Source organism: Gammaproteobacteria bacterium (genome assembly GCA_011682695.1).
GTDB lineage: Bacteria > Actinomycetota > Acidimicrobiia > Spongiisociales > UBA4744 > BMS3Bbin01.
This window is the reverse complement of the sequence record JAACED010000080.1, coordinates 1-6,807: the sequence shown is the minus strand read 5'-3', so window position 1 is coordinate 6,807 and position 6,807 is coordinate 1. Positions and strand designations below refer to the sequence as shown.

Annotated in this window: 6 protein-coding genes; all 6 read right to left on the bottom strand. The window is 62.0% G+C overall.

The genetic code is table 11. The features are described from left to right. The coding region (rplU, locus tag GWP04_11500) for a 50S ribosomal protein L21 (GenBank protein NIA26177.1) at positions 1-460 on the bottom strand (460 nt) is incomplete at its 3' end. Positions 461-489: 29 nt separating this feature from the next. Beyond that, positions 490-2,004 (bottom strand): Rne/Rng family ribonuclease, encoded by a 1,515-nt coding sequence (locus tag GWP04_11495; GenBank protein ID NIA26176.1) that lies wholly within the window; start codon positions 2,002-2,004, stop codon positions 490-492. Positions 2,005-2,256: 252 nt separating this feature from the next. After that, on the bottom strand, positions 2,257-2,841 hold the full coding sequence (locus GWP04_11490; GenBank protein NIA26175.1) for a thymidine kinase: 585 nt from the start codon (positions 2,839-2,841) through the stop codon (positions 2,257-2,259). A gap of 461 nt (positions 2,842-3,302) precedes the next feature. Further along, positions 3,303-4,460, bottom strand: coding sequence for a rod shape-determining protein RodA (rodA, locus tag GWP04_11485; GenBank protein ID NIA26174.1), 1,158 nt, complete (start codon positions 4,458-4,460; stop codon positions 3,303-3,305). Next, positions 4,460-6,451: a penicillin-binding protein 2 gene (gene mrdA / locus GWP04_11480; protein NIA26173.1), complete on the bottom strand. Its 1,992-nt coding sequence runs from the start codon at positions 6,449-6,451 to the stop codon at positions 4,460-4,462. The genes rodA and mrdA overlap by 1 nt, the downstream gene beginning before the upstream one ends. Next, positions 6,448-6,807, bottom strand: a 360-nt coding sequence (mreD, locus tag GWP04_11475) for a rod shape-determining protein MreD (protein NIA26172.1), incomplete at its 5' end; no start/stop codon positions are given. The genes mrdA and mreD, both read right to left, overlap by 4 nt.

Genomic DNA, 6,807 nt, shown 5'->3' with positions numbered 1-6,807 from the left:
CTTCAGCCTTCGTTGGCGCTTCAGCCTTCGTTGGCGCTTCAGCCTTCGTTGGCGCTTCAGCCTTCGTTGGCGCTTCAGCCTTCGTTGGCGCTTCGGCCTTGACAGCTTTCGTTGGCGCTTCGGCCTTCTTCGGTGCCTTCGTCGCCTTCTTGGCCGTGCCGATACCTGTGACCTCGATTGTCGTGTAGGTCTGACGGTGGCCTTGTCGGCGCCGATAGCCGGTCTTGTTCTTGTACTTGAAGATGTCGATCTTGGGTCCGCGTGACTCGCCAAGCACCTTGGCGATCACCGACATTTTGGCCAGCTTGTCGCGATCGGTGATCGTGTTGCCCTCTTCGTCTACAACCAGCAGCGGTACATAGCTGACCTGCTCGTCGTCGGACTTGATGCGCTCGACATCGATGATGTCGCCGGGCTTGACTTTCGCCTGCTTGCCGCCGACGCGAATGATTGCATACATGACTGTTCCCTATTGTGAGCCGGGCGAGTCTACTCGCTTCCGCGTTCTTGCCAATCCTCGACCTCGACGGGAAGTCCAACCGTCGCAGCTTCCTCGTGAAGAATCACACCCCGACCGCCACAGCACGTGCACACTTCGGAGAAAGATTCCACGAGACCTTCGGCTACGTTCTTACGAGTCATTTCGACGAGACCGAGATGTGACACATCGAACACCTGCGTTCGAGTCTTGTCTTTGGCAAGCGTTTCACGCAGTCTGCGCAACACCGCCCGCTGGTTCCCGTCGACTTCCATATCGATGAAGTCGATCACGATGATCCCACCGATATCTCTGAGTCGGAGTTGACGCCCGATCTCCTCCGCGGCTTCGAGGTTGTTCTGAAGAACCGTTTCCTCGAGGCTCGAAGAACCGACGAAGCGCCCGGTGTTGACGTCGATGACCGTCAACGCTTCGGTGCGGTCGATGACCAGATGTCCACCGGAGGGCAGCCACACTTTGCGATCCAGAGCTTTACGAAGCTGATCCTCGACGTGGAAGCGCTCGAAGAGCGGCATCTCGTCCTCGTAGAGGTGCACTCGCGAAATCAGGTCGGACTCCGTCTCGCTCAGGTACTGCTCGACCTGCTCTTTGGCAGCGGGATCATCGATCAGCAGGCGCCGAAAGTCCGGGGTGAAATGTTCTCGGATGACACGAATGAGCAGCGGCGGCTCCTCGTGGATGAGCCGCGGAGCGCCCCCTTTGGCCGCTTCTTCCTGGATCTCTTCCCAGGTCTGCACGAGCCGGGCGAGATCGGCCCGTATTTGGGCCCGTGTTGCACCCTTGGCAGCCGTGCGAACGATCACGCCGGCACCCTCCGGCTTGATGTCCCGAACGATGTTGCGAAGACGGTTCCGCTCATCGTCCGGTAGCCGCCGGCTGATTCCGTGAGTATCCGAATTGGGGACGAAGACGAGGTAGCGGCCCGCGAGGGAAATCTGGTTGGTGAGTCTCGCTCCCTTGTGGCCCATCGCATCCTTCACGACCTGGACGAGCACTTCGTCGCCTTTGGAGAGGACCTCCTCGATCCGAGGACGGCGTTTCCCGGGGTCGCGCTGGAGGTCGCCGACATAGAGCACACCGTTCTTCGAAGCGCCGAAATCTGCGAACGACGCCTCCATCCCCGGAAGAACGCTGCGGACCTTGCCGAGATACACGGATCCGACGAGTGATCCCTTGTCGGAACGAGCTACGTAGTGTTCGACGAGGACAGCGCCTTCCAAGACCACGATCTGGGTCTGATGGGGTAGCACGCGGACGAGCATCTGTTTGCGCTCGGTCTCCGGCGGAAGGATGATCTCTTCCGTCTTCGGCTCGGAACGACGCCCTCGATCTGCCTTCTTGGAGGCCGGACGATCGTCGCGCCGTTTCGCCCGCTTTGCATCGGGTTCACGAACCCTGCGGACTTCGAGCGTCTTACCGCCGACGCGCCTGGTCTTCCGTTCTTCTACTGCTCCGGTTCCGGTGCCCTTCCTGAGCACCTCGACCTTTCGCCGAAACAACGCCATGTCCCTCTAACTCCTTCGCATGTGTGGCAGCCCTACCTGCCATTGGATCTCGCGAATCCCGACGCACGGTCCGGAGGTGATGCAGAACGGACCGATCCCTGATCCCTGGCGTTCTTCGCGAACCGCCGGATGAAAACATGAGGGCTTGCTCCTCGGGGGCGAGATACGGGCCACCGCTCGGGTGGCCGCCCATCAAGAGTAGCAGACGATTGGGTTAGCTTCATCCTTCCGGTGGCCTGCCGGAATGGTGTATCACTCCACGTCGAGACGTGTCTGCTCTGGCTCCAACGGGTCGAAGCACAGCCTGCACCGAGCCTCGTAGGCATCGGTCGCACCGAGAACGACGAGTTCGTCCGATTGGATGATCCGCTGCGTGTAACCGGCGGGGGCACCACATCGGTGACACACCGCGAGCATCTTGGTGAGGTATTCGGAGTTTGCCGCAAGGCTGGGGATCGGTGGGAACGGCCTTCCGAGGTAGTCGAGATCCAGGCCGGCCACGATCACCTGCCTCCCTGATCGCGCCAGGATGTCGGTCACGGTGACGAGTTCGTCGTCGAAGAATTGCCCCTCGTCTACACCGACCACCACCGTTGCTTCCTCGACCGTCTCCAGCAGCGTGCCCGCGTTGGGGACGGGGATGGCACTCACCGAGAGGGAGGAGTGTGAGACGATCTGGGTCTCGCTGTAGCGGGTGTCGATCACCGGCTTGAAGACCTGGACTGGGATCCGAGCGATCTTGGACCGAACCACTCTCCGGATCAGCTCTTCGCTCTTGCCCGAAAACATAGGACCGGAGATCACTTCCACCCAGCCGCGATCGCCACGTCGGTACATGGGACAGAGCGTAGTCAGTCGCCGGGCTCGCTTCGCTCGCCTTCCCGCGTACCTCCTACCGATACCTGGTATCCCCCGCTCCTACCGCCACCTCAGGTCCACACAAGATCACGGGGCGCAGCGACCGGTTTCTCCCCCCAGGGGGCACAGCGACCGTTGAGGGGAGTACGGCGAAGCCGACCGGGGCCGGCGTCAGCCGGAAGGGCAGCACGGCCAAGCCGGGAGGGAGTTTCTGCTGCCGACCCAGGACCCCCTCCTTCCTCGGCCAAAGCGCCGAGGACACCTCCCCCAATGTCGGCCTCCGGCCTCCTGGGGGAGGAAACGAACATTTCTCCCCCAGTGAGCGGAGCAAACATCTCTCCCCCCAGCGAGCGAAGCGAGCGCTGGGGGGAGTACGGCGAAGCCGGGAGGGGGGCCCAGACGAGGTCTCGGCCCCAACCCCAGCAACCAGGCCCTCGCTGTCAGGCGTTCACCGGCTCGCCGGGCACCGGCGTGCGGCGCAGCCAGACGGAGTTCGCGAGACCCAGCGCGAGCGCGGTGACGAGGAGCGCGGAGCCCCCTGCGCTCATGAGCGGAAGTGGTAGGCCGGTCACCGGCATGATGCCGATCGTCATACCCACGTTCACGAAGATCTGGAAAGCGAGCATGGCGGCGATGCCAACGGTCAACAGCCTCCCGAACCGGTCCCGTGCGTTGCGAGCGATGACGAGCAGTCTCCACAACAACACCGCATAGACGAAGAGAACGATCGCACCGCCGATGAGTCCCAGCTGCTCACCGACTGCGGTGAAAATGAAGTCTGTGGACTGGGCAGGAACAAAACTCAGATTGGTGAGAGCCCCCCCAAACAGGCCTTTCCCGAAGATCCCCCCACTTCCGATCGCGATCTTGCTTCGGATCAGGTTGTACCCGATACCGAGCGGATCGGCGGTCGGATCGATGAAACTCTGCAACCTCGCCAACTGATAGTCGCGAAGCAACTGGAGTTTCCAGACCGTGACGATGCCACCCACCGCTCCGATTGTCAGGACCGCAAGCTGCCGGAACGTCGTGCCGGACACGAACAGCATCACGAGAGCAAAGAACCCGAACACCAGCATCGTTCCGAGGTCCGGCTGTCGAAAGATGAGATACGAGGGGATCGCCAGCATTCCGAGCGCGAGTCCCAGCCTGTTCCAACGCATCCCCTCTTCACGCGCCGGTGCAAGCACGGCGGCAAGCACGATGATGACACCCAATTTGGCGAATTCGGACGGCTGGAACTGGAACGGACCGATCAGGATCCATCGGTTGGCACCGGCGTGTGGCGCTGTCGTCAGCACGAACCCGAGCACGATCAGGATGAGGGCGTAAATGACACCGGACCAGCCGGCCAGGTCGCGATAGTCGATGAGCGAACCGATCAAAAACAGCACGAGGCCGATTACCGCGAAGATGGCCTGTTTGACCATGAGCGATGACGGATCGAGTCCTCGAGCCTCCAGGCTTGCGCACGAAGCCGTGTAGACCATGAGAATGCCGAGGCCGGCAAGCACGATCATGGAGATGAACAGGATCACATCCGGCCCCGGACGCCGTCGGTCATCGACGACGGCGCGATCGCGTACACCGGTGGTCATCAGTACTCCGTCCTCTCGCCGGCGATAATCGGTGTCGGTTCCATCCCCAAGAGGTGCTGGAAGATGAACCGCGCGGCCGGCGCAGCCACCTGGCTGCCCCCGCCGCCTTCCTCGACCATCACGACAACAACGTACTTCGGGTCGTCGATGGGGGCTACCCCCACGAACCAAGAGGTCACGTCCGCGTCACGAAGACGAAGGCACTTGCCGTCCGCATCCTTCTCGACACACACCTTCGGCATCTGTGCAGTCCCTGTCTTGCCGCCGATGAGCACCGATTTGCTCCCCATGGGCGCGAACGCCGACCTGGCAGTGCCTTCGTTGGTCACCCTGCGCATATCGTCGCGAAGCATCCGCACGATGGCCGGAGCGAGGTCGAGCGATCGTACGACCTCCGGCGGGTTCGACATGACTTCGTGCCCATCCACGTCGGTGATTCGGTCGACGACCCTCGGCCTCCAGACGGTCCCTCCATTGACCAGAGCCGCGTAGGCGACCGCCATCTGGAGTGGGGTCGTGAGGAGAGCGCCTTGTCCCGTCGCCATCTGCAGGAGGTCTCCACCGAACCACGGGCTCACGGTCGTCAACCGACTCTCGTCCAGGAGTCGCAGACTGGGGTTCCTGAGCTGTGTCTGCTTGCGCTCTTCGAACAGCGCCCGATCGGGAATCAGCCCATCCTGCTCCCCCGGCAGATCGATCCCGGTCTGGGCTCCGAATCCGAGCCGGCGGGCCCAGTCCTGGAGGAGGTTCTCCTTGTCGGTGCCTTTGTACCGATCCCAGATCTGCAGTGCGATCTCCCAGAAATACACGTTGCAGGAGCGGGCGAATGCCTCATGCAGGTTCTGGAACCCGCCGTCACGAGGGAACGTCCAGTTCTTCCAGACCTGGGCGGAGCCGTCCGTGAACGGCGCCTTCAGCTGGGCGCTGCATTCGGTCCGGTCGTTCGGACCGGTCACGCCTTCGGGGTAGATGTTCTCTTCGACCGCAGTCAGATAGGTGACCGCCTTGAACGTCGATGCGGGCGGATACTGGCCGGATATCGCCAGGTTGTTGTATGAGAACTCGCCGTTGCGGACGAGACTCTCGAGCTGTTTGGAGGAGACCTCTCGAAGGAGGGTTGGATCGAACTCGGGAACGGAGTCCATCGCGATGATCCCGCCGTTCGTGACGTCCATCACGACGGCGACCGCCTTTCGGGCGAGACCGTTGTAGGAGCCCTTCTCGTGTTTGAGCTGATTCGCGAGATCGATTGCGTCGTGAAGAGCTTGCTCGACGACCCTTTCGGTGTCGAGGTCGAGGCTCAGGTGCAACGTATCGCCCGGCTGTGCAGGCTGGCGGAGCAGCTCCTTCAGAATCGAGCCGCGAGCGTTCGTCTGGTATGCCTCCGAACCCGGTTCCCCCTGCAGCCATTCGTCGTATGACGCTTCAAGACCGCCCTTGCCGATGATCGCATTCGGATCCAGGTTCTCGTCAGCCATGAGCTGCTCGGCTGAAGGCTTGCCCGTGTAACCGATGATGTGGCCCGCGAGCGAACCTTGCGGGTAACGGCGCTCCGGAATCTCTTCGATCGATACGCCCGGTAGCTGGCTCTGGTGCTCCCACACGTAGTAGGCGACATCGGTATCCACGGTCCCGAGATATACCACGCTGGCAGAACCTGCCTCTTCGAAGGCGGCCCAGATCGACACCGCCGGGATTCCCATGAGTCCGGACAGTTGCTGAACGATCGAATCTTCGATATCGGCCGGGATCATGATGCGGTCGACGACGATGCCGGGTGCGAACTTGCTCGCCACGATGGTTGTTCCCGAGCGGTCCATGATCGATCCCCGGGGTGCGGGGAGCGTCCGGAAGGCGACGAGAAGATTCTCTGCCCGTCGTTGATAATCCGGGGCGGCAGCGACCTGGACGAACCATAGGCGAGCACCCAGGACCGTGAACATCGCTACGAACACAAGGCCGATCGCGCCGAGACGCCAGCCTTCTCTCACAGCATCATCTCCCTGTGCCTGTCACCGCCAAGAACCCGTGTCATGAGTGGAAGGACCGCCACGGCCAGAATCACGTCATAGACAGGGCCCAGCAAGATCTGGCGAAGTACCAGCGGGTCACGAAGAATTCTCTCTCCGAAAAGAGTACCAATGATGGCGAGCAACACGGTGCCTCCGAGAGCGATCGCCCAGACGGCAACGCCGATCGTCGGTATCGAGATCTCAAAGCGATCCCGTGTCCGAACGGTTACATACGCGACGATGGTGAGCACCATCGCCCGCAGCCCGAGCGGCGCGCTGCCGAGCAGATCGATGATCAGACCCGCGGTGAACCCGAGGACCACGGCCGGTTCCGG